Raw genomic sequence first — 24,138 nt, 5'->3', positions numbered from 1 at the left:
AAGTACGTTTGCAATTTTTGCAGAAGAATTGTTGGTTACCATATTTGTCATGACCGTTTTTGTAGAAGTTGGTAGAGCCACACTTTGGGCAAGAAGGTGTTGAGTTATTCATATCGGGATACCTCCTTTAGATAAGAGTTGTTGGGGGGTGTCCCCTATTTAAAGAATAATGCGGTTTTTGGATAGTTTCAATACTTTTAGTTAACATTATCGTAACACACTTGGGGGTGGTCCAATGAAGGTGTTAGGGTTAATTCTGGCTGGCGGTAAAAGTGATGCTCTGGGTAAGCTTGTGTATAAAAGGGCAAGTGCCGCAGTTCCAGTATTTGGAAAATACAGGGCTATAGATTTCACGCTCAGTAACATGGTAAATTCCGGGATATACAAAGTAGGGGTTCTAACGCAATACAATCCAAGAAGTCTGATGGACCACCTCGGTTCTGGGAAAGAATGGGACCTTGATAGAAAACACGGTGGTCTTTACATACTACAACCCTACATTGGTATGACTGGTGAATACTGGTATCGAGGGACTGCGGATGCTATCTTCCAAAACACAACAATGCTTCGTAGGGGCGATGAAGATTACGTCTTAATAGGCTCAGGTGACCATATATACAAAATGCTTTACGACGACTTGTTTAGATACCATTTTGCGAAAAGTGCAGACATTACGTTGCTTGTTAAGGAATTGGATGACACATACGATATAACCCATTATGGAACAGTTGTTACGGAACCTGATGGAAGGATTGTAGAGATAAAAGAAAAAGTCCAAAACCCACCAACTCGAAAAGCCTTCTTGGGAGTTTACTTTATCAACAAATACCTACTACTCGAGCTTCTGTATGACACGGTTCCAGCAGGTAAATACGATTTACTTCTGGATGTCGTTATACCAAATCTTTCGAAACTTCGTGTGTATGCGTTCGAATTCAAGGGATATTGGAGAAATGTCAAAAAAGGTATTAACGAATATTACAAGATGAATATGGAAGTGTTGAGCAGTCAAGCTCTTCGTGAGGAACTTTTCGTCAAATACGGTAAAGTTTATACTAAGCTAAAAGACTATCCACCCGCAAAATATACTAATACCGCAAAAGTGAGCAATTCAATTATAGCTGATGGTTGTATAATCTCGGGTAACGTTAAGAATTCTGTGCTATTCAGAGGGGTTGTCGTAAAAGCAGGTGCAAGAGTTGAGAACTCCATTGTAATGCAGGACACAGTAATAGAAGAAGGTGCAATCGTTAGAAATGCGATAATTGATAAAAACTGTGTGATAAGGGCGGAACAGATGCTTGTCGGAGACTTTGAGCCCGTTGTGCTCGAAAAGTGGATGGTAGTCTGATGTTTTCATTTGCGTGAGTTTTTGCATTTTTCATGGCGTTTGCTTCCTTTTTTCCATGTTTAATCTGGGGGTGTTTATAATGACAAATGTAGTTGCTTTGATACTTGCTGGTGGACAAGGTACACGATTAGGTGTATTGACTGAGAAGATTCCGAAACCTGCTGTACAATTTGGAGGAAAGTACAGGATAATAGATTTCACACTGAGCAATTGTGTTAACTCCGGCATTTACAGGGTGGGAGTTCTTGCTCAGTACAGACCCCATTTGCTCAACAAACATATTGGAATTGGTAAACCTTGGGACTTGGACAGAAAAGGCGGAGGAGTAACTATACTCCAACCTTATTCTACGTTGACTGAGAGTGTTTGGTACAAAGGTACTGCAGATGCGGTCTACCAGAACATAGAATTTGTAGATGAATACAATCCTGAATATGTTGTGGTGTTATCAGGTGACCACATCTACTCGATGGATTACAGCGAGTTTGTTTATTACCACGTGTCAAAGGGTGCACTGGCAACGATAGCTTGTATGGAAGTGCCAATTTCTGAGGCGCACAGGTTTGGTATCATGGTAACCGATATCGATTACAAGATTATCGACTTCCAGGAAAAGCCAAAACAACCGAAATCGAATCTCGCCTCACTTGGTATCTATGTTTTCAACTGGGATTTCATAAAGCAGGCGCTTATCGAAGATGCAAAAGATGAGACAAGTGAGCACGATTTCGGAAAGAATGTGATTCCAAAGATATTGTCTACAGAAAGAGTTTACGCATTCCCGTTTGAAGGTTACTGGCAAGATGTGGGAACAATTATGTCTTACTGGGAAACAAACTTAGAACTTGTCAGACCCATTCCGCCATTTAATATACATGACCCAAACTGGAGGATATATACGAGGTCTGAAGAGATGCAACCAGCGTATATATCCCCGGCTGGTGAGGTAAGAAATTCAATTGTCAGTGAAGGGTGTGAAATATGCGGTTTAGTTGAAAATAGCATTATTTCACAAGGTGTCGTTATTGGACAAAACAGTGTGGTCAGAAACAGTGTAATAATGACAAAGGTAGAAATTGGTGATAATGTGATAATTGAAGATGCAATTATTGCGGAAAACACAATTATCAAAAACGGTTGCAAAATAGGATTAGGTGAGTACGCTGAGAGCAAATACGATAAGAAAGTGTATAACTCACCCATCACTGTTGTTGGAATGGACACGGTAGTGGAGGAAGATTGCGAGTTCGGTAAAAATGTAGTTATCGGCAACGATAAAATTGTTCCAAAAGGCACAAAGATAGAAAGCGGTGGTTATTTCGTGTGATGTCTCAACACAAAAAAATTGGCTTTAGCAACCAGAAGGAGGAATCAGGGTGGACCTTTACTTTATAAAGGTAAGGGCACGGAGTAAGGGAACAGCAGAAGAAATAGTTGGATATTTCTTTGGAAAGACCAATGGAGCACCAGATTTCGACTTTCTGGTAGTTCCTTTTCGTTACTCTGAGTTAGTGGACGACATAACTTTGGAGGAAGACCTTAGAGAATTTAAAGAAAAACTTGAAATAGCGAAACAAAAAGTAAAGGAATTATCAGGTGTTTACGATGTTACCATAGCTTTCCTTGCATATCTTAACAACATGATGAACCGCCGTGGAAAGATACCTTTGGGCATAGAGTTTTCTACCGCGATAAAAGAAAACGACACCGAGGTACTTAAAGTTATCATCGGTGATTTACTTGAAGAGTGGAGCCCAAAGATGGAAATCTTTGTGAAAGCCCAAGGAATGCTCTTGGAAGAATACTCAGCTTATACGTTCCTTTCGATGCAGGAAGATTTTTCCGATGAAAACGTAACGAAATCTTACACACGCCCCGACGTGGCAGATTTACCCGAGGTCTTTCCCGTTATTGACCCTATCAACGGTGCTTCGATTGTCCAGTTTGATGTTGGAGACAAAATCCCAGTTGTAATTCTTAACCCTGGCAAATACGAAAAACAAATCCGTGAGAAATTCCCAAATTTTGACAAAGATAAACTTTCCATAGAAGCAACGCTTCTGAGCAAAGAGCTTGTTCGAGTAAAAGGTGGCAACCTTTATCTGATAAAAGTCGAATTAGACGACGGATTAATAGCAAAATCACTTGTCAGTCCGGCTCTGAAAATTCTCAGTGATGAAACGTACTTTCTTAAAAAGAAAAGACAGCATGAATATGAACCAAAGGAAAAACATGAAAAATATCCGAAAACCATCAAAGTTGAAATACCATCTACAACAGGATCAGAACTTCTTATCTCGCTTATGACTACTCTTTTAGTCACGGGTGCTTTGCTTATTATTGTCTATTTATTTAGCAAGTAGTCTTGGGCTGAGGATAATCTTCAAGATGATTTCAAAGCCAGAGGTGGTATTTTGCAAACAACGGTTGTAAATAAAGACAATATCGACAAGGTAGTAAGTTTAATATACGAAGAAAAGAAAGCGTTCTATGATGAACTCTTCGGAAAAAATGCACCGAAATACTTGAAAAAGGCTTTTGAATCCGATATACCACCTTTTGTAAAGAAGAATTGCATTGTGCTCCAAGATGGAGAAAATGTAAAGGCGGTTCTACTGTATGCAACCAAGGCAGAATTTCGTCACGGATACCAAAGGTGGTTCCGTATACTTGGATTGAAGATAATACCAGTAGGTGCGAAGATGATTTACATCATCGAAAGGATATTGTTTGATTTCTCAATTGATGATTTGTATATCCTATCCTTGGCTGGGGAGCTGAAAGAACTGCTTTTGTACAGGTTTATCAAGTCCAGTAGGTACAAGAAAGTAATAGTCGACACAATAGATTCTGACGTATACGAACGTTTCAATTTCACCGAGGAGGTGCAGATTCATCCAAAACTGAAACGATTTTCCAAATTTTGCGATTACCACACATTAACAGGTCTGGGATGGGATACTCATCCACTTGTTCAGGGAAGGAAATTAATACTTGGTGGAGTTCACATACAATCTCAGGTAGGCCTCCATGGCCATTCCGATGCGGATGTCCTTTGCCATGCACTCATCGATAGCCTACTTGGAGTATCTTTAAAAAAAGACATAGGAGCAATCTTTCCAGAAGATGACGAAAACAAAGGACGGAGTAGCTTGGAAATGCTTGAAATAGTTGTTCAAACTGTTAACAAAAGCGGTTTCTTCCCATCATCCGCGGATTGTGTTATAATTTCACCGATTAAGCTAAAAGATTATCGAGAGAAGATATCGGAAAAGCTTGAAAATGTCTTGGGTTGTCCGGTATCGATAAAATTCAAATCTGGCAACGGAGTATACCCTGAGTCTGAGATGAAGGGAATAACTGCGATATGCATAACCAATGTTGACAAAGTTTGAAGCTTGAAAATCTAAAGATTAAAAAATAGAAAGGTGGAGGTGTGAGAGATGGTGAATTCCTTCCTGAAACAGGCAGAAGAAAAGATGAAAAAATCTGTCGAAAAGATTGCAGAAGAACTTAAACACCTAAGAACAGGAAGGGCAACGCCCGCTGTTCTTGAGGAGATTAAAGTAGATTACTACGGTGTCCCAACTCCCGTTCTTCAAGTTGCCCAAGTGACAACAGAGGAAAGGCAACTCATAGTCAAACCTTGGGAAAGGAACCTACTATCTGCGATAGAAAAGGCGATTCTTGCAAGTGATTTGGGACTTACACCTGTGAACGATGGAACCGTTGTAAGAATTAACTTCCCAACACCAACAACGGAACAAAGGCAAAAATGGGTTAAAAAGGCTAAGGAGATTGTGGAAGAAGGAAAGATAGCTGTCAGAAATATCAGAAGAGATGTATTGAAGGACGTCAAAGATGCAAAAAAAGAAGGAAAGATATCAGAAGATGATGAAAAAAGGCTTGAAAAAGAAATACAAAACCTCACAGACAAATATATAGCCGAGCTGGATAAACTATTCGAAAAGAAAGAAAAGGAGATAATGGAATTCTGATGTCCAGAGAACCACAACCACTAACGCATATCGCATTCATAATGGACGGAAATGGTCGATGGGCTAAGCGTCAAGGAAAGCCTCGAACATACGGTCATTACGTTGGAGCATACAAAATAGAAGACGTTGTTCGATGGTGCGCTGAACGTGGCGTAAAGTACGCCACGTTCTATGCGTTTTCAACAGAGAACTGGAAACGCCCACCTGAGGAAGTCAATTTTATATTAGGCTTACTCGTTGAAAAAATAGGTGAATTCTACGAACGCATGGCAAAAGAGCAAGTAAGATTACGGTTCATTGGAAGGATTCACGAACTCCCCGAGCCTGTAAAACAAAAATGCTACGAATACGAAGAAAAAACAAGCAAATTTGATAGGATACAAGCGATACTTGCCTTAAATTACGGTGGTAGGGCGGAAATCATAGATGCGGTGAAGAAAATCTTAGAATCAAGGATTCAGACTAAGGATTTGAACGACGAAACCTTTAGAAATTATCTCTACGCACCGGATATCCCAGATCCGGATCTCATAATCAGAACCTCAGGTGAAATGAGAATCAGCAACTTTTTGATATGGCAAGGTGCTTACAGTGAACTGTATTTCAGTGAAGTTCTTTGGCCCGATTTTAATGAGGAAGAACTTGATAAAGCGATAGAATCTTACAGACGTCGTGAGCGACGTTTCGGGGGGATAAACGGTTAAAATGCGTGGGCAGAACAATACTAACAAAAGCGTGGTAAGGAACAATTCTCTGAAAAAAGAAACCATCCAAAGGGTTATAAGTGCTTTCATAGTTGCACCGTTTGTTGTCTTTTGTTTCGTATCATATCCCAGCTTGGTGGGGCTTGTTGCAGCCATTGTGATGATATCTTCAGGGGAATTTTTCTTTACCACATTGAAAAAACACGATCCCTGGCTTTCTATAATTTACACAGCTTTGGTAACAACTTACCCAGTTCTCTATGGTGTTGCGTTCCGTAACAACCCAATGGAATTGTTAGCGGCTATTTTTATGGTTGGAGTAATCTTCGCGCTAAGCAGGGTTAAGAATAAAGATATAATAACGGAGGTCTACTTTGCGTATTCTATAGCCCTAATTTATATAAGCTTTTTGCTTTCGTTTTTCATCCCGCTGTATGACAAACATGGAGCAGCAATCGCATTACTCACACTAACACTTTCCTGGTCTTACGACAGTTTTGCCTATGCGTTTGGTATGACTATGGGCAAACACAAGTTCGGCAGTTATTACAGCCCGAACAAAAGTTGGGAAGGTTTTTACGGTGGCGTGTTTGGAACATTCATCTATATCTTGGTCTACCAATTTGTTGCCAACAGTGTTTTTAAATCCCGTATGCACATAGATCTTTTATTGGCACTCATACTTGCCTTCGTGACCGGAATTTTCGATACGTTCGGAGACATTTTTGAATCATCCATAAAAAGACATTACGGAGTTAAGCATATGGGCAACCTTATGCCAGGACATGGTGGGATGCTCGATAGAATCGATGGACTGTTGTTCATGACACCTGTTATTTACATTGTTTTGAATCTGTTCTACTGATACAAAAAAAATCGAAAAAGTAATCTAAAACGTTTAAATCGGAGGTGCGAAGATTAATGAAATACATGACCAGTGACGAAATACGAGAAGCGTTTCTTTCATTCTTTGAAAGCAAAGGGCATAAACGGTTACCGAGTGCATCGCTCATACCGGATGACCCCCAACTCATGTTCACCGTTGCTGGTATGGTTCCATTCAAACCTATCTTCTGGGGAAAGGTTGACCCTGTTTATACAAGGGTTACTACTTGCCAGAAATGTATTCGAACAAACGATATAGAGAACGTGGGAAGGACTCCGAGACACCATACATTCTTTGAAATGCTCGGTAACTTTTCTTTTGGTGATTACTTCAAAAAAGAGGCAATTGAATGGGCATGGGAATTTGTGACGAAAGTTCTTGAGATGCCAGAGGAAAAACTCTGGGTAACTATTTACGAATACGATGATGAGGCTTTCGAGATTTGGAAAAGTATAGGTGTTCCGGAACACAAGATAATCAGAATGGGCAAAGAGGACAACTTCTGGGGACCTGCAGGTCCTACAGGTCCATGTGGACCATGCTCTGAAATTCATTACGATACAGGTCTTGAAGTGCCTGTTAAAGATGGAGGTATACCAACACCGGCGAATACCGACGGAAGGTTTATTGAAATCTGGAACCTCGTTTTCACAGAATTCTACCAAGACGAGGAGGGCAACCTCCACCCATTGCCGAGGAAAAACATAGACACAGGTGCAGGTCTTGAAAGAATCTCTGCGATGATGCAAGGAGTGCTTTGGAATTTCGATACAGACCTGTTTGCTCCAATCATCGAAAGAATACAAAATGTCCTAAAAGTTAAATACAAAGAAGACCCGAAAAAAGATGTTTCCATAAGGGTTATTGCTGACCATGTTAGAGCGGTCACATTCATGATAGCCGATGGTGTGCTTCCATCAAACGAAGGAAGAGGATACGTGCTAAGAAGGGTTCTCAGAAGGGCTTTAAGACATGGGGTTCTTCTTGGTGCAAAAGAGCCGTTCCTTTACAAGATAGTTGAAAGCGTTGTTCAAAAAATGGGCCACATATATCCTGAAATAGTGGAAAAACGCAGTTTTGTTGAAAACATAGTCAAAGGTGAAGAACTCAAATTCATTTCGAACCTCTCAAGAGGTCTTGAGCTTGTCCAAAGAATTATTGAAACAAAGGGAAAAATAACCGCAGAAGATGCGTTCAAACTGTATGATACATACGGCTTCCCAATAGATATACTACGCGATATCGCACAAGAAAACAACTACGAACTTGATGAAAGAGGTTTCGAGGAATACTTACAACAGCAACGCGAAAGGTCAAGAAAAGCACAGGGTGAAGTCGAGTTTGCCCAAAAGACAGGTTATGAAACACTTGACTTAGAGACCGTTTTCGTGGGTTACGACACAATGGAGTCCGAAGGAACCGTTGTAAAAATCAGAAAAGATAACGAATTTGTTGACAGTGTAGAAGCTTCAGAACCAGTCCAGTGCGAGATAGTCTTGGATGTCACACCGTTCTACGCCGAAAAGGGTGGACAGGTATCAGACAAGGGAACAATCACTTGGGAAGGTGGCGAATTCGAAGTTGAATATGTCTACAACCCAGTGGAAGGTATTATTGTTCACAGAGGGAAATTAACAGGAAAACTCAGTGTGGGTCAGAAGGTCATCTCCAAAGTTGACCCTATCAGAAAATGGACGATGAGAAACCACACTGCTACACACTTACTCCACGCTGCGCTAAGAAAAGTCTTGGGAACTCATGTGCGTCAAGCAGGTTCGCTCGTTGAACCGGAGAGATTGAGATTTGACTTTACACACTACCAAGCACTTACAAAAGAGCAGATAACAATGATAGAAGACCTGGTGAACGAGGTAATACTTAATGCCATCCCGGTCGTTACAGAAGTGAAGAGCTACGATGAAGCCGTAAAAGAAGGCGCCATGGCACTCTTTGAAGAAAAATACGGAGATTACGTAAGGGTTGTAAAAGTGGCTGATTTTAGTGAAGAGCTCTGTGGTGGAACACACGTTAAGAACACAGGAGAAATTGGGCTATTTAAAATAGTATCAGAAAGTGCAGTAAGTGCAGGCGTTAGAAGGATAGAAGCAATAACTGGCTTCAATTCTCTTGCATACGTGCGCAGGCAAGACGAGATATTAGAAAGTCTAAAAGACAAACTTGAAGCACCGGTTAACGAATTAGTAATGAAAGTGGAAAAACTCATAGAAGAAAGGAAATCATTGGAGCGCGAGCTTGCCAACCTCAAGAAAAAGCTTGTCAATCCAGAGAGTGTAACAAGTAATGTCAAAACTTGGAACAACGTAAACTACGTATCCGCAGTGTTTGAAGATATTGACCCAGAGGTTCTAAAAGAATTGACAGACGAGGTCTCTGAGAGAATCAAAGGGGTTGTCTTACTTATTTCCAGACTTGGGGAAAAAGTTGTCTTCACAGTGAAAGCGCCAAAAGAATTGACCAACGAATACCACGCTGGAAACATCGCTAAGGCTGTGGCGAAAATCCTCGGTGGTGGTGGAGGAGGAAGCCCAACATTTGCACAAGCCGGAGGGAAACTCCCAGAAAAGATTCCAGAAGCGATAGAGATATTTGAAAAGATAATGAGAAAGGAAGTGCAGTGATGTTTGGCAGGTCTGATTTAGGAATAGATCTCGGAACGGCAAATACCCTGGTTTACGTGCGTGGTAAGGGCATAGTTATCAACGAGCCGTCGGTCATTGCAATTAACGTTGAAACAAACGAAATAATAAAAGTTGGGGCTGAAGCCAAGAAGATGCTTGGTAAAACACCGTCGTACATCCAGGCTATCAGACCTTTGAAAGACGGGGTTATAGCGGATTACGATGTTGCACTCGCTATGCTTACGTATTTCATAAACAAGGCACAAGAAAAATTTTCGTTCTTCCGTCCAAGGGTTGTTATCGGGGTTCCCTACGGTGTAACAGAAGTTGAGAGCCGGGCGTTGCTCACCGCTGGTAAAGAAGCGGGGGCTAAAAAGGTATTCTTGATTGAAGAGCCCATGGCTGCTGCTTTGGGTGCGGGCCTTCCCGTCGAAGAACCGCAAGGTAGCATGATAATAGATATCGGCGGAGGAACAACGGAAGCAGCCGTTATTTCACTTGGTTCCATAGTTACCGCAACATCCACCAGAATAGCAGGTGATGAATTTGATGAGGCGATAATGCAATATGTTAGAGAGATATACAGAGTTACAATAGGTGTAAGAACTGCCGAACGTGTTAAGATAGAAATCGGTAATGTCTATCCACTCAAAGAGTTTGACGAACTACAGACCGAGGTTGTTGGAATAGAATTATCTTCAGGCCTACCAAAAAGATTGATACTAACCGGTGGTGAAATCAGAGAAGCGATTCGGCCAACAGCTATGCAAATTGTTGAAACTGCAAAAGTGACTCTTGAGAAAACACCTCCAGAACTTGTTGCAGATATCACCGAGCGAGGGATAGTTATTGCAGGTGGTGGTTCATTACTACGCGGTATTACTGATTTGTTGTCGAAAGAAACGGGCATAAAGGTTTACCAAGCAGAAGACCCGCTCAGTTGTGTGGCGAAAGGTGCAGGTTTGGTCCTTGATAAAATCGACATACTGGCGAGGTTGAAGAGCGCAGAATGAGGATTAACTATATATCTTTAATGTTTGTTATTTTATTAACCGTCTTTTTTCTTGATGTGTTTACAGACAATAGTATATCACGAACTATCCATTCGGTATTTTCAATGGCTGCGTCGCCGCTTTTCAGTGCGAAAATATTTCTTGAAGACTATTTTGAAAAGCACATAACAGTTCAGAATATAAGAATTTTCTTCAACGAAAAACCAGATGAGCTACTTGTTCTAAGCGAAGAGCTGAAAGGTTACTATGTGCGAAATTTAAATAAACCAGGTATAGTCTTAAACGAGAAAGGTCAACTCGTGGGATTTGTTGAAAAGACAGGAAGTGTGGGGTATGTTTCCAAATGGTGGGAGTCTGAATTTCCGGTGACCCTTGTAGCAACGGATGTTACCGTCACTGGTTACTACAAGGGCTATAGAATCACTATTCCGGACCCAAACGTATCGTTAGAAAAACTTCAAGCGAAGGTCTATATGTCTGAATACTTACCATATGGAAAGCTTCTAAAAAACTACGGTATGCACTTGGGATATTATGAGAACGGAATTTTCAGAATTAACATTCCAAAAGTTTCAAAAAAAGTCATTTTGCTTGAAAGCTATGGGAACGATGATGATGGAAAAAAGTAATAAAACATAATTCCAATCAGGTTGAATTAGATGAATCCTCATGACAGGGGGGAACAATCATGGTAGCTATGGACAACATGGATTACGGAAAATTAACAAAAGAAGAGCTTATCCAAAAAGTGCGTGAATTGGAGGACGAGGTTTCCAGACTAAAGATGCGCGAATCTGAGCTTGAGATGCTTTTAAGTGAATATTCCTTCATAATGAAAAAGCAGTTCGAGGTCTTTGATGATTTCATCAAAGATGTTGGGACACGTAGAATGATAGACCCGCTCACAAGGGTTTACTCGCATGAACATATTTTAAAACTCATATCCTACTACCATCAAAAGGCGTTTGAGGAAAACTTCGGATACGCTCTTGTGACGATCACAATCAACAACTTCGATAAACTCGAACAGATGGAAAAAGAACACGCTTTATTGAGCATTGGAAAGTTGCTCAAAGAACTTGTCAGAGTTCCACTTGACAGCGTCGGAAGGTCTGCAGAAGACCAGTTCATAGTTCTGTTAACCGAAATCACAAAAGAAAATGCATTGAAAGTTAAAGAGCGAATAAAAAACGCGCTGGCTTTGCACAACATCGACGCAACGGTAAAATTTGCAGCGTATCCTGAAGATTCAACAAACCTTGAAGAACTCGTTAAGATGGTTCAATAACTAAAGCACGCAATATTCTAGCTACTGAAAGGAGCTTTAAAGATGGGCTCAATAATTGTCGAGAGGTCGCAGCTGACAGGTGAAGTCGAGATTTCTGGAGCAAAAAATTCTGCGCTTCCTTTGTTGGCTGCTGCACTTCTAACTGAGGAAGAAGTAATTCTACACAAAGTGCCAGTTCTAGCTGATGTTGAAACGATGATAGATATATTGAGAACGACAGGTAAGAAAGTGTTATTTGAAAAAGACAAAAACACAGTCCACATATCTGGATCTATCCAGCAGACGCATGTGCCTTACGATTTAGTAAGAAAGATGCGAGCATCGTTTAACGTCCTTGGACCGATAGCAGCCCTCATGGGAGAAGCAAGCACACCGCTCCCAGGTGGTTGTGCTATAGGTGTCCGTCCTGTGGATTTCCACATTGAAGGCCTCAAAAGGCTTGGCTTTGAAGTCACTTACGACCATGGTGAGATATTAGCCAAGCGTGGAACGAAACAAGAAGAGGTGACAGTCTATCTTCCATTTCCAAGTGTGGGTGCTACAGAGCATATAATGAGCACTGCAGCGATACTACCTGGTGTTACTATTATTGAAAACGCTGCCATGGAACCGGAAATAGTTGACCTTCAGAATTTACTGAATAAAATGGGTGCGAAAATTTCGGGTGCTGGAACAAGTAGGATTGTTGTTGAAGGTGTCAAACAACTGCACGGTTGCGAACACACGGTTATCCCCGACAGAATAGAAGCTGGCACGTACGCTATCGCATTCCTTGCAACACGTGGTGAAGGGGTTGTTAAGAACGTAAATCCATCACACCTTGATGCGTTGTGGTTTGTGCTCGAAAGAACGGGTGCGGTTGTCAAAAAAGGAACGGACTTTGTTGAAGTCAAATCCTGGAACCGTTGGAAAGGTTGCGATATCAACGTGCTACCTTATCCAGGATTCCCAACAGATTTACAACCACAGATAATCGTTTACCTCTCACTTGCGGATGGTTCAAGCACAGTTACAGAAAACGTATTTAAGACACGCTTTGCACACGTTGGTGAGCTCGTCAGAATGGGTGCGGATATGAGAATAAAGGACAACACGGTCTTTATAAACGGGGTTCCAAAGTTAGAAGGAACTGCAGTGATGGGCACGGATTTAAGAGCGACTGCCGCATTGGTGATAGCAGGACTTGCCGCCGAAGGAACAACGGAAGTTACCCAGGTTGAGCATATATTTAGAGGCTATGAGAACGTCATTGAAAAATTTGAAAAAATCGGTGCAAAAATCAAATACGTGCCCGGAGGTGTTCCAGAAATTTGACCGATAAAACACAAAAGAAAGAAAATTCACAGAGAAAAAGCATGTTGGAACACTCAAAAATCAAACAGCTTTTAAAATCCTCAAGAAACCTGTGGCTTTTCTTCATTGATACCGCCCTACTTTTTTTATCTGGTGCTATCGCTCTTTTCGTGAGGTTTGGATTTGACTTTACAGAAATGCGCAAATACGCACCAGGTGTTTTACTATTAATAATGTTTACAGCAATATCAAATCTATTCAATGGCACATACAAAATCGTTTGGCGTTACGCCCAGCCTGTTGAATTTCTTAAACTTCTCAGAGGACTTTTCATAGGCTACGCTTTAACGGTGATTTTTATACACTTTACACGAATCACCGTCCTACCGAGGTCTGTGGGGATGCTCACATTCCTCGGTGGTTACTTTCTACTCTTCAGTGCTCGAACTACGTATCAATTCTTACTTGGTATTCGCAAAAGTTCTGGAAAGCGCATAGGTATAGTCGGTGCTGGCGATGCAGGGGTCGTATTACTCAATGAAATAAAACGCACAAATTATGGTCGCGTAGTTGCTTTCTTTGACGATGACCCTGCAAAATTGCATAGGACGATAGCTAATGTAAAAGTTGTTGGGACAATCGACGAGATAGACAAATTCATCAATGAACTCGAGCTCGACGAGATATTGATAGCAATTCCTTCGGCATCGAAGGAACTCATCGCAAGAGTTTCAGATAAAGTCAGCGGAAAACACGTAACATTAAAAACGTTCCCCCCAATCTCTCAATTGCTCGATAGAGAACCAACAATTGCGGATCTTAGGGAGATTTCTATCCAAGATATCATCGGTAGGGAACCTGTCACAGTTGACCTAAACTCCATAAGTGGGTACATATCGGGAAAGACAGTCTTGGTTACCGGTGCGGGTGGAAGTATCGGTTCGGAAATTGCAAGACAGGTTGCGAATTTCTCACCGAAAAAACTTATCTTGCTCGGCCGTGGTGAGAATAGTATATACGAGATATACAACGAACTTAAAGACAAAAGCGTGCCTTTTGAACTAATTCCTGTAATTGCTGATGTTACAGATGAAAAATTCATGGAACAAGTCTTTTCAAGTTATAAACCTCAGATTGTGTTCCACGCAGCTGCTCACAAGCATGTATTTTTCATGCAAACAAATCTCTACGAAGCGTTGAGGGTAAACACTCTTGGCACAATAAACTTAGTGAAACTTTCGTGCAAATACAATGTCGAAAGATTCGTCTTCATCTCTACAGATAAGGCTGTCCATCCAACTTCCTACATGGGACTTAGCAAACGGATTGCAGAAATTTACCTTTTAACAATCCCTGAAACTTGTAGCACACGTATCGCAATCGTGCGATTTGGAAACGTTATAGGCAGTCGAGGAAGCGTGTTGTGGAAATTCAAAAAACAAATTGAAAAGGGTGGCCCGCTGACGATAACAGACCCAAGGATGAAACGCTACTGGATGAGTATACCGGAAGCCGTCTCCTTGGTGATACAATCCGGAGCATTTTCCAGCAAGAGAGAGCTTTACGTGCTTGACATGGGGGAACAAATTCCCGTAGAGAAAGTAGCAAAGACATTGGCAAAGCTGATGGGGAAACCGGACATACCGATAATTTACACAGGTGCTGTGCCTGGTGAAAAATTAGAGGAAGAGTTATTTTACGAGTTCGAAAAACCAGAACCAACGGACCATCCCAAAATTTCTCGCGTTAGGTATACTCAAATTGTTTTAAACTCGGATGAGATAGAAATTATTGTCAAACGATCGATGGAACTTTACGTTTTGGGAAAAGAAAAAGAAGCACTCGATTTACTGCAAAAGATTGTGAGTTCAGTAAATTCCAATGAATAAACTTTAGTAAGTGAAAAAACAAAAAATGGCAGGACGTGGAAAAATTAGCCCTGCCATTTTTAATTTATTTTGTCTCTGATTTCAATCCATCGATTTTTTCTTTTCCTCAATCACAACCTTAATTTCTTCCGGTCCAAACGTATAAACCGTCGAACACCATTTGCAAGTAACTTCTGCTTTCCCTTCTCCAAGCATCTCATCCAAATCACTGAGGTCTAAGACCTTTAATGATTCGAACGCTTTTTCCCTACTACACAAGCACTGGAAAATAACGTTCATCTCTTCGAACAATAACTCCTCGGTTCCAAGCACGTATCTTGCAATATCTTCCAAACTCTTTTCTCCTAGATAGCTGGTGATGGCAAATCCACTTAACCTTTTCTCTATTCCGGACACAATCTCCTCAGAAATGCTCTTATCCAAAATCTGAATCGCGAGTCCACCGGCTTTTGCAACACCATCTTTGTCCATCAATACTCCAAGAGCGAAAGCAGATGGGATTTGTTCAGATTTTGTGTAATAATAAGCGATGTCCTCGGCAATCTCACCGGATACAATTGGCACTTTGGACACCAGTGGAGTCTTAAGGCCCACATCCCTTACAACAGTCAAATCGCCACCGACAATAGCACCTTTAACGTCGAATTTTCCAAATTCGTTCTTTTCCAACTCGAAATTCGTATTTGTTATATATCCTCGAACTGTCCCTTTCCATGTTGATTGTGCAACAACATTACCTGCAGGTCCTTTACTACTAATCACAAACGTTATAGTCTCCCTTTCTCCAAGCCAAGGGATAACTAATATTGAAGCAGTAACTAACCTTCCAAGCACAACGGTTGGCAAATACGAAAGTTTGTGCCTTTCTCTAAGTTCATGGACAACATCTTTCGAGTCGGTTATTGAAAATCTAATCATCCCACCGTAAGCGGTTCCGTAGAGTAATTTAGCCATGATTTCACCTCCAATTATTATTCCACCGCTTTCTTGCATCATAAGTTTAACAATTTTCCAGTAAAATAGCAAGAAGCAAATCGCATGAAAAGTTAAAAAACTATAGCATCTTTTAGTAAAGTTTGTGATATAATTCAGTTGATATGTTTAGAATGTTATCCCAGAATGGGGGGATACTATGCCTGTGGTAGATGTTGTTAAAATCGAGGAGCTAATATCTAAAGTTCCCGGTGTGAAGGCAGTCAAAGTTGTTGGCGATGGAGCTGGACTACATGAAATCCATGTGATTACAACGAGTGACAAAAGTCCCAAACAACTTGTGAGGGACATTGAAACCGTTGTACTTGCAAGCACGGGTATAAGACTTGATAGGAAAATCATCTCCATTGCGCAAGTCGAATCTGATGTAAAGACTCAAAAAGTTCTTCCATATCAGATATCCAATTTGAAGGTTGAGCATATCGATGAAAGAAACATTCGTGTAACGGTCACGATAGAACACGGTGAAGAAGAATTCTACGGTGAATTCGTAGGTCCTAAGACATCGAGAAATATTCCTAGGATTATTGGCAACGCCGTTTTAAATGCGCTTTCGGAAATCCATGACTTCGCACTCTCTTTCGATGACATTGCTGAAGTTTATTTCGTTGGCAAAAAGTATGTGCTTGTGCATATAACAAAGCAATACAATAACGTAGAAGAAAGCATAATCGGAACAGCTGTCATCGAAGGTAGTTATGAAAAAGCCGTTGCAGAGGCGGTTCTCGATGCTTTCAGAAGGATTTAAAACATTAAAAGTTGCAATCATAGTTCTCGTAACTTTTCTATTCTTACCGACAGCCTTTTCACATATCCTGGTTCCCGACAGTGCTCAACCCAAGTTAACAGGTGCTTATCCAGTGCCTGAGTTGTGGCTTGGAAATCCATCAAAAACAGCGCAAACACGTTTAGAAATAAACTTCTCACTCTACACAGCCAATTGGTCGAATACCATAGTGACCAAAAACGCCGGTTGGTGGGGAGTTCCGGCAAATCCTGCCCAGAACATCTTTTACTTGCCGGAAGAGATACCACCTTTTTTGAACCTTGTCTTCGATTACTCAACAGGGAACGTGGGATATTACCTTGAGTTGCCATTGAAAAAAGAATACAGAAACACGTTACTGACACTTTCAGATGGGAATAACTTGCCATTTAACTTGCTTAACCCCCTTGATATGAGCAGACTTTCCGTAGACCTAAATTTCCCAACTATAGGATATATCTACTACGTCAATGAGCAACTATTCTTCGCAATAGGACGGTTTCCACTGAAATGGGGCGATGCAAAATTCCCAGTCCACATCTCTCCAACGACTTACCAAGATAACGCAACATTCGCAATAAGATTCCCGGGCATGACTTACACATTCCATGCGATAACATCCTATCCATTGCTTTCACCTAACGAATACTACATTCAAACACACTACTCTGATCAACACACATCAGGCAGATACTTCTACGAGCCATCAAAATGGATAATTGCCCACAGATTGGATTTTTACAACACGTATGGAGGCATCAACTTAAGGTTGGGTTTTGGTGAACTGAACATTGTTGGCGGTAAACACCTTGATTTAATAGACCTGAACCCTATACTTATCTATCATAACACCTACGGAGAAGGCTACAGAAACGTTACAGGTAGCGTTGATTTCACGTTTGTTTGGAAATCTCTTAGCTTGTATGGAGAGTATGTTGTGGACGATGCTCAAACACCAACCGAATATGGCTCCAGTTATAAACCACATGCTACCGCTTACGACATCGGCATTAAGTTTCATTTCAACGACCTGTCTTTGTGGATAGAATACGCCGAAACGTCTGAATGGATGTATGTGACAAATTATCTGCCATATTTGAGAATAAACGTTCGACACTTTGATTTAGAGAACAATCCCGGTGGTCGACTCATGTTTGACTACCCCCTTGGCTTTATCTACGGACCTGATGCAAAGATGTTCTCAGTTGGTTTAGAAGGTAGCCTACTCGGTGCAGATTTCCAATTCATGTACAACCTTTTGACAAAAGGCTTGGTCGACGATAACGGAACGATACGGTGGAAATGGTTCTGGGATTCTTGGCCAGGGAACGTTTCTGAGGCCGGTGCAACAACACCTCCAAAGGCTGGGGAAAAAAGTTACAACATATTTTCACTGAAACTGACATGGGGGAACTTCTCGGTGTTTTACAAAACAATTGATTTTGATAAATATTTCCTCTCAGTCAATTACAAGAGTACTTTTTGAGTTTGCCAAGTTCAAGCTGAATTTTTTCTGCTCATATAAACTTTATAGTTTGCCCTGCACTTTAAAGCAGGGCTTTTTTAGTTATTAACCATTGTAACAATGTAACATTTAAACTTAGCTCAACGGTATAAAAAAACTCTTTACAGAAGGTAAACGTTTGTGGTATAATCTTAAAGAAATTCAACATCATTTTAAGGAGGGAAAAGCATGGCAAAAAAGACGATTATGGTTATCGACGACCAGCCCGAGATTCTCGAATTGGTTAGCTTTACTTTACAAAAAGAGGGGTACGAGGTCATCCCAGTGGAGGATGCTGAAAAAGCGTTACAAGAGATGAAAGACAAAGACGTTGACATGTTTATCGTTGACATTATGCTTCCAAACATGGATGGTTTCGAATTCGTAAGACACATTCGTGCAACGGAAAAACACAAGCTAACTCCTGTAATATTCCTCAGCGCAAAGGGAGAAGAATTTGACAAAGTGCTCGGTTTAGAACTCGGTGCGGATGATTACATAGTTAAACCGTTCAGCATTAGGGAACTCCTTGCAAGGATTAGAGCAGTCTTCAGAAGGATGCAACTTGGAAATGTTGTAAAAGAAGAAAAACCAAAGAAGATAGTTGCAAAAGACCTCGAAATCGATATCGACAAATACGAAGTTAGAGTGAAGGGTAAGAAAGTCAGCCTTACACCACTTGAATTCGACTTACTCAGATTCCTTGCCGAAAATGAAGGGAAGGTCTTTTCAAGAGATGTACTTCTTGACAAACTCTGGGGTTACGACTACTTCGGCGATACAAGAACAGTTGACGTGCACATCAGAAGGTTGAGAACAAAAATCGAAGAAGACCCTTCAAATCCAAGGTATGTTGTAACCGTGCGCGGGAAAGGATACAAATTTAGAGACCCAGGAAAGGAAGAACAATAAGTAGATGATAGTTATTACAATTGTTAGTATCATCCTTGCTGTTACATTTGCAATTCTTTTCATCTTAGCAAGAAGGAACGAAAGAATATACGCGAAATATTTGGATAAAATAGCTTTAAGTATAGGAGAGGAGGCAGGCACTCCTCCCCTATACATTTATGAGCGCTTGAGGAAAAAATTAGAAGAACTGGAAAAGAGAATTACCGAAACCGAGCGTGAAAGACGCAATATATTCACTATCCTCAACAACATAACTGACCCAATAATAATCGTGCGAGGCGATGGTGTTGTGACCTTTGCTAACATCGCCGCACGAGATATCACACGTCCCGGTATCGAAGGTAGAAGGGTATACGATATCATCGAAAACTACCATCTACTCGAATTATTCGAGAAAGCACTTGAAACAGGAGAAATGCAAAGTGCGGATGTGTCTTTGGTTGTAGATGCTGAGACACGATATTACGATGCAAAGATTGTGCCGATAAAATTCGATGAAGAAAGCGAACGTTACATAATAGTCTTGCACGATACAACGAAAGAAAAACAACTTGATAAATTAAGAAGAGAGTTCATATCAAACGTATCGCACGAACTCAGAACACCACTAACTTCTATCCACGGGTATGCCGAAGCACTCCTTGAAGATGACCTCTCGAACAAAGAACTCGTCAGGAAGTTCCTTAATGTAATAGAAAGCGAATCTGCTCGAATGACAAGGTTAATCAACGACCTACTTGATTTAGAAAAGCTCGAATCTGGCGATACGAAATTCAACTTTGCACCTGTTGAAATGTGTCAGGTAATGGATAGGGTTTACAGCATTGTTGAGCCGCTTGCTCATGATTACGGAGTGGAACTTGAGATGGAGTGCGATGAACCAAAAATTGTCTGGGGAGATTTCGATAGACTTGTCCAGATGGTTCTAAACCTTGTCGATAACGCTGTGAAGTACACATCAACCAAAGAATCTGGAGAAAAGCGAGTTATCGCAAGGTGTTATGAAAAAGAGGGAAAAATCGTCTTTGAGGTAAAAGATACAGGTCCTGGTATTCCGGAAGACGCACAAAAGAGATTGTTTGAAAGGTTCTACCGTGTCGACAAAGCTCGAAGCAGAAAGGTTGGAGGAACGGGCCTTGGTCTTTCAATCGTAAAAACGATTGCTGAACGTCACAACGCAACTATTACATTTGAAAGCAAAGTTGGTGAGGGGACTATATTCAGGGTGTTTTTCGATAAATACAAAGAAGAACAACCATCCAAAACAAGCAGTGAACAAAAAGCAGGCAATTGACAGACATATGGAGGCGGTAGCAAATGAGAGCTTACGATATAATCCTCAAGAAGAGAAACGGAGGAAAACTTTCAAAAGAAGAAATAGAGTTCATGGTTAATGGCTATGTAAAAGGAGAAGTTCCGGATTATCAGATGGCGGCATTCCTCATGGCGATTTACTTCCGTCACATGGACCCAGAAGAACGCGCTATTTTAACAAAAGTTATGGCAAATTCAGGTGATAGGATAGACCTATCTTCCATCCCAGGGATAAAGATAGACAAACACTCAACTGGTGGTGTGGGAGATAAAACAACGCTTGTTGTTGGACCCATTGTTGCTTCACTTGGTGTGCCTGTTGCAAAGATGTCTGGTAGGGCACTTGGTCACACGGGTGGAACGATAGACAAACTCGAATCTATACCAGGCTTTCGCACAGCCCTATTGCAGGAAGAGTTTTTCGAAAACGTCAGAAAAATTGGCATTGCAATAGTTGGACAAACAGCGAACCTTGTTCCTGCCGATAAAAAGATATACGCTCTTCGTGATGCAACAGCAACTGTTGATGAAGTATCGCTTATTGCCTCGAGTATCATGAGCAAAAAACTCGCAGGTGGAGCGGATGGTTACGTGCTCGATGTCAAAGTAGGTAGTGGTGCGTTCATGAAAACATTAGAACAAGCGACTGAACTTGCGGAAGCAATGGTTGGAATAGCAAAGGCACATGGAAAAAAGGCTGTAGCTGTCCTCACAAACATGGACGTGCCACTTGGAAAGATGGTCGGCAATTCACTCGAAGTGCTTGAAGCGATAGAAACACTGAAAGGAAGAGGGCCTGAAGATTTCACACAGTTGTGTCTGAACTTGGCTGCTTGGATGTGCCATCTAGCTGAAAAAGGGACATTTGAAGAATGCCTTGCTATGGCTAAAGAAGCTTTAGAAAGTGGAAAGGCACTTGAAAAGTTCAGACAACTTGTTGAATACCAAGGTGGCAACCCAGAGGTTGTCGACAGACCAATGGAAATACTACCCATGACCGATAAAACAGTAGATTTCATCGCACCACAGGATGGATACATAACAGCTATAGATACCGAAAAAATAGGCATCGCTTCGAACTACCTTGGTGCAGGAAGAAAGACAAAAGAAGACACAATCGATTACCGCGTTGGTATCGAAATACTCAAAAAACTCGGCGATTATGTGAAAAAAGGTGAACCTATTGCAAAACTGTACATCTCTGAAAAAAGCGACGTAGAATCTGCACTAAAACTGTTATCGGAAAGCTACATCTTCAGTGACCAAAAACCTGAGCACAAACCGATAATCTTAGGAATTGTGAAATAAAGTTTTCAAAGATTGAAAAAGAAAACGAGACAACCTGAGGGGGCTGAGGAACACAGCCCCTTTTTTGTTTCCTTTTGCTGTTCTTGATTAAAGCATTTAAACATGGTATAATTGCCATTGAAAGGTGATAGGAAAAGAGATAAAAAATCCAAACCAAGGGGTGTTCTCTTTCGTGAAAACAAAAAATTCGGGGCTACTGAAAACACTTTCTTTGTTTTTCTTGACCTTGGCAACCTTCCTGGCTGCCCAGGTTTTTTTAATTAATAACAAAGTCTTCGAACCAAGCAATGGTTATTTCACAGAATCCCAGCTCAGAGATATGGGGTTTAGTATTGTCAAACATGAGAGGGTTTACCTCATACATAACAAAAAGCTCATTATCGGTTCAGATGGTGACTTCCTTGTCGATTTCCAAGAGTATGTCCCGAAAGCTTACACTATTATCAACGGTGTTGTATACGTAAAGGCGGATTTCATATCAAGCTTCTTGAAACTATCAAAGATGAACGAGGTATACTACGATAAACCGCTTTCAATAACATCGATTGATTATACAGATGATGTACTGACTATTACAACCTCAGTGCCTGCAAAAAAAGAATTTCTTAGTGCATCACTATCCAATAACACGTTTTCGCTCAAACTTTCACCAGCTCAAGGTGATTTAAAAACTCCTGCGGGTGTGTCGATTTCAAGAACAAACCATACTACAATAGTTACCATTGAAAAAGCTGTATCGAACTACAACATCACGTATTCAGAGAACAAGATAGTAGTACGGATAGAACCTGTGATTAGAAAAATAGAATACACAAAGCGTACAGAAACATTTGCTGGAAGAACTTTCACTGTTAATTACATCATAGCGGACCCGAGGTATACCAATATCACACCCTTGTTACCAGCGAAAGGTATAGGTGCGATGGCAACATTGGCAAACATCCTTTCATATCATGGATATTCTAACGGTGTCAACGCAAACTACTTTGATCCAGCAACAGGGTTGCCAATAGATATCATCATATCGAATGGGAAGGTGCTTTCTCATAGGTATGGATTGAGACCCATGTTCATACAAACAACCGATGGTAGAGTGTTTATTAAAAAAGCGTATGTTGACATCGCAGTGAGAATAGGTGATGTTTTACTCTTAGTCAAAGGTGTCAACACAACATCCCTTGGAGAAGTGAACTTATACACTTCCGAATTTGCGCTCAAGATACCAAACGACAGAACAAGAACGTATGTAGTTGTAAAGAATGGAAAGGTTGCATCGATTGGCTACGTTTCGACGGTCCCATCAAATTCAGAGGTTATAATGATTAGCAACGATATAAGAAATAAATTCTTACCCAATCTCACGGTTGGTCAAAGCGTTACGGTCGAGATTTACACAGACGATGGGTATCAAGTCAAAAACGCGGTCGGAGCAGGTCCATTGTTGCTCCAAAATGGTAACATCATTCCAGACGCAGCTGAAGAAAAACTCAGATACGGTGGAGGCATACCAACAACACGCGCGAATAGAACGATAATAGCAATAAAAGATGGGAAAGTTCATTTTATAACGATAGAGGGGAAAAATGGGGTTGGTATGAATTTTGACGAAGCAGCCCAGTTTTTGAAATCAAAAGGTTACGAGTCAGCGATGATGCTTGATGGTGGAAGCTCAACGGCAATGGTTTACGCAGGTAAGTATGTAACAAGTGGGTCCCCAAGAAACATACCTGTTGCATTGGGGGTAAAATAATAAATGAACGCCAATAAAAACTGCCCCGATGTGATGGGGCAGTTTTTATTTAAACATCTCAAGCTGAGTTAAAAAATCCTCAAAGTAAGGTGCGTGGAACTTACCTTCAAGAGATTGCTTAGCCAATTTATCTGCCAAGTTGTTCAACTGGTTACCTTTGTGTGCTTGAACTTTTACGAATTCAATATCAACGTAGTTCATGTAGTATTCCACAAACGCCTTATACAACTTTGTCAACTCCGTTTTCGTCTTCCACTCACCGTTAACCCAGTGTGCAAGACCTGAGTAATCATGGAAAATTCGTAGTTTATTGATACCTTTCTTTGAAGCGTAAAAAACAGCGTACATCACCGCGTAAATCTCTCCTGAAACATTCCTATGGGTAGAAAGTGCTTCAGATTGCATGCTAAACGCGAATTCTTCTATTATTTCATCACACTTAATTGCAACCCCACTTCCTACAATGTTATCTTTGAAACTACCATCTGTGTAAACATCGCATATTTTATAGGCTGAAGTATCTCTCATCT

Annotated in this window: 22 protein-coding genes; 19 read left to right on the top strand and 3 right to left on the bottom strand. The window is 40.9% G+C overall.

Annotated elements, in window-relative coordinates; all coding sequences use genetic code 11:
* Positions 1-112, bottom strand: a 112-nt coding sequence (locus AC3M61_RS06530) for a transposase (RefSeq protein WP_500780080.1), incomplete at its 3' end; no start/stop codon positions are given.
* A 123-nt stretch (positions 113-235) separates the two neighbouring features.
* Here AC3M61_RS06530 and glgD point away from each other — a divergent pair.
* The 13 genes from glgD to AC3M61_RS06465 all read left to right on the top strand — a co-directional run bounded on the left by glgD (position 236) and on the right by AC3M61_RS06465 (position 15,061).
* Complete coding sequence (glgD, locus tag AC3M61_RS06525) at positions 236-1,351, top strand: glucose-1-phosphate adenylyltransferase subunit GlgD (RefSeq protein WP_500780076.1); 1,116 nt, start codon at positions 236-238, stop codon at positions 1,349-1,351.
* 79 nt (positions 1,352-1,430) lie between these two features.
* Complete coding sequence (locus tag AC3M61_RS06520) at positions 1,431-2,678, top strand: glucose-1-phosphate adenylyltransferase (protein WP_500780075.1); 1,248 nt, start codon at positions 1,431-1,433, stop codon at positions 2,676-2,678.
* Positions 2,679-2,727: 49 nt separating this feature from the next.
* Entirely contained in the window at positions 2,728-3,714 is a 987-nt protein-coding gene (locus tag AC3M61_RS06515) for a DUF4899 domain-containing protein (RefSeq protein WP_500780074.1), read from the top strand.
* A gap of 51 nt (positions 3,715-3,765) precedes the next feature.
* Positions 3,766-4,746 carry a 2-C-methyl-D-erythritol 2,4-cyclodiphosphate synthase gene (locus tag AC3M61_RS06510; protein WP_500780073.1) on the top strand — a complete coding sequence of 327 codons (981 nt, stop codon included), beginning with the start codon at positions 3,766-3,768 and terminating at the stop codon, positions 4,744-4,746.
* Positions 4,747-4,794: 48 nt separating this feature from the next.
* Positions 4,795-5,349, top strand: a complete 555-nt coding sequence (gene frr / locus AC3M61_RS06505; RefSeq protein ID WP_029684072.1) for a ribosome recycling factor — start codon at positions 4,795-4,797, stop codon at positions 5,347-5,349.
* Positions 5,349-6,053, top strand: a complete 705-nt coding sequence (gene uppS, locus AC3M61_RS06500) for a polyprenyl diphosphate synthase (RefSeq protein ID WP_500780072.1) — start codon at positions 5,349-5,351, stop codon at positions 6,051-6,053. The genes frr and uppS overlap by 1 nt, the downstream gene beginning before the upstream one ends.
* A 1-nt stretch (position 6,054) precedes the next feature.
* Positions 6,055-6,918, top strand: a complete 864-nt coding sequence (locus AC3M61_RS06495; RefSeq protein ID WP_500780071.1) for a phosphatidate cytidylyltransferase — start codon at positions 6,055-6,057, stop codon at positions 6,916-6,918.
* Positions 6,919-6,974: 56 nt separating this feature from the next.
* Positions 6,975-9,578: an alanine--tRNA ligase gene (gene alaS, locus AC3M61_RS06490; protein ID WP_500780070.1), complete on the top strand. Its 2,604-nt coding sequence runs from the start codon at positions 6,975-6,977 to the stop codon at positions 9,576-9,578.
* On the top strand, positions 9,578-10,591 hold the full coding sequence (locus AC3M61_RS06485; protein ID WP_500780069.1) for a rod shape-determining protein: 1,014 nt from the start codon (positions 9,578-9,580) through the stop codon (positions 10,589-10,591). The genes alaS and AC3M61_RS06485 overlap by 1 nt, the downstream gene beginning before the upstream one ends.
* Positions 10,588-11,220, top strand: coding sequence for a hypothetical protein (locus AC3M61_RS06480; protein ID WP_500780068.1), 633 nt, complete (start codon positions 10,588-10,590; stop codon positions 11,218-11,220). The genes AC3M61_RS06485 and AC3M61_RS06480 overlap by 4 nt, the downstream gene beginning before the upstream one ends.
* Before the next feature lie 59 nt (positions 11,221-11,279).
* Positions 11,280-11,879 carry a diguanylate cyclase domain-containing protein gene (locus tag AC3M61_RS06475; RefSeq protein ID WP_500780067.1) on the top strand — a complete coding sequence of 200 codons (600 nt, stop codon included), beginning with the start codon at positions 11,280-11,282 and terminating at the stop codon, positions 11,877-11,879.
* A 42-nt stretch (positions 11,880-11,921) separates the two neighbouring features.
* On the top strand, positions 11,922-13,193 hold the full coding sequence (murA, locus tag AC3M61_RS06470) for a UDP-N-acetylglucosamine 1-carboxyvinyltransferase (RefSeq protein WP_500780066.1): 1,272 nt from the start codon (positions 11,922-11,924) through the stop codon (positions 13,191-13,193).
* Positions 13,190-15,061 carry an SDR family NAD(P)-dependent oxidoreductase gene (locus AC3M61_RS06465; RefSeq protein ID WP_500780065.1) on the top strand — a complete coding sequence of 624 codons (1,872 nt, stop codon included), beginning with the start codon at positions 13,190-13,192 and terminating at the stop codon, positions 15,059-15,061. The genes murA and AC3M61_RS06465 overlap by 4 nt, the downstream gene beginning before the upstream one ends.
* Positions 15,062-15,142: 81 nt before the next feature.
* Here AC3M61_RS06465 and AC3M61_RS06460 read toward each other — a convergent pair whose 3' ends face one another.
* Positions 15,143-16,015 carry an Hsp33 family molecular chaperone HslO gene (locus tag AC3M61_RS06460; protein ID WP_500780064.1) on the bottom strand — a complete coding sequence of 291 codons (873 nt, stop codon included), beginning with the start codon at positions 16,013-16,015 and terminating at the stop codon, positions 15,143-15,145.
* A 178-nt stretch (positions 16,016-16,193) separates the two neighbouring features.
* Between AC3M61_RS06460 and AC3M61_RS06455 the strand changes: the two genes are divergently transcribed.
* The 6 genes from AC3M61_RS06455 (at position 16,194) to AC3M61_RS06430 (ending at position 23,608) form a co-directional block, all read left to right on the top strand.
* The gene (locus AC3M61_RS06455; RefSeq protein WP_500780063.1) at positions 16,194-16,802 is read left to right on the top strand and encodes a hypothetical protein; all 609 of its coding nucleotides are present in this window, start codon (positions 16,194-16,196) and stop codon (positions 16,800-16,802) included.
* Entirely contained in the window at positions 16,753-18,306 is a 1,554-nt protein-coding gene (locus AC3M61_RS06450; RefSeq protein WP_500780062.1) for a capsule assembly Wzi family protein, read from the top strand. The genes AC3M61_RS06455 and AC3M61_RS06450 overlap by 50 nt, the downstream gene beginning before the upstream one ends.
* 207 nt (positions 18,307-18,513) lie before the next feature.
* Positions 18,514-19,236 carry a winged helix-turn-helix domain-containing protein gene (locus AC3M61_RS06445; protein ID WP_500780061.1) on the top strand — a complete coding sequence of 241 codons (723 nt, stop codon included), beginning with the start codon at positions 18,514-18,516 and terminating at the stop codon, positions 19,234-19,236.
* A 4-nt stretch (positions 19,237-19,240) separates the two neighbouring features.
* Positions 19,241-20,530, top strand: a complete 1,290-nt coding sequence (locus tag AC3M61_RS06440) for a sensor histidine kinase (RefSeq protein ID WP_500780060.1) — start codon at positions 19,241-19,243, stop codon at positions 20,528-20,530.
* A 23-nt stretch (positions 20,531-20,553) separates the two neighbouring features.
* Complete coding sequence (locus AC3M61_RS06435) at positions 20,554-21,858, top strand: pyrimidine-nucleoside phosphorylase (RefSeq protein ID WP_500780059.1); 1,305 nt, start codon at positions 20,554-20,556, stop codon at positions 21,856-21,858.
* Between the two features lie 172 nt (positions 21,859-22,030).
* On the top strand, positions 22,031-23,608 hold the full coding sequence (locus AC3M61_RS06430) for a phosphodiester glycosidase family protein (protein WP_500780058.1): 1,578 nt from the start codon (positions 22,031-22,033) through the stop codon (positions 23,606-23,608).
* A 45-nt stretch (positions 23,609-23,653) separates the two neighbouring features.
* Here AC3M61_RS06430 and AC3M61_RS06425 read toward each other — a convergent pair whose 3' ends face one another.
* On the bottom strand, positions 23,654-24,136 hold the full coding sequence (locus AC3M61_RS06425) for an RNase H family protein (protein ID WP_500780057.1): 483 nt from the start codon (positions 24,134-24,136) through the stop codon (positions 23,654-23,656).
* Positions 24,137-24,138 lie beyond the last annotated feature (2 nt).

The organism is Fervidobacterium sp. (genome assembly GCF_059913585.1).
This window is presented reverse-complemented; position numbering and strand designations above follow the sequence as displayed.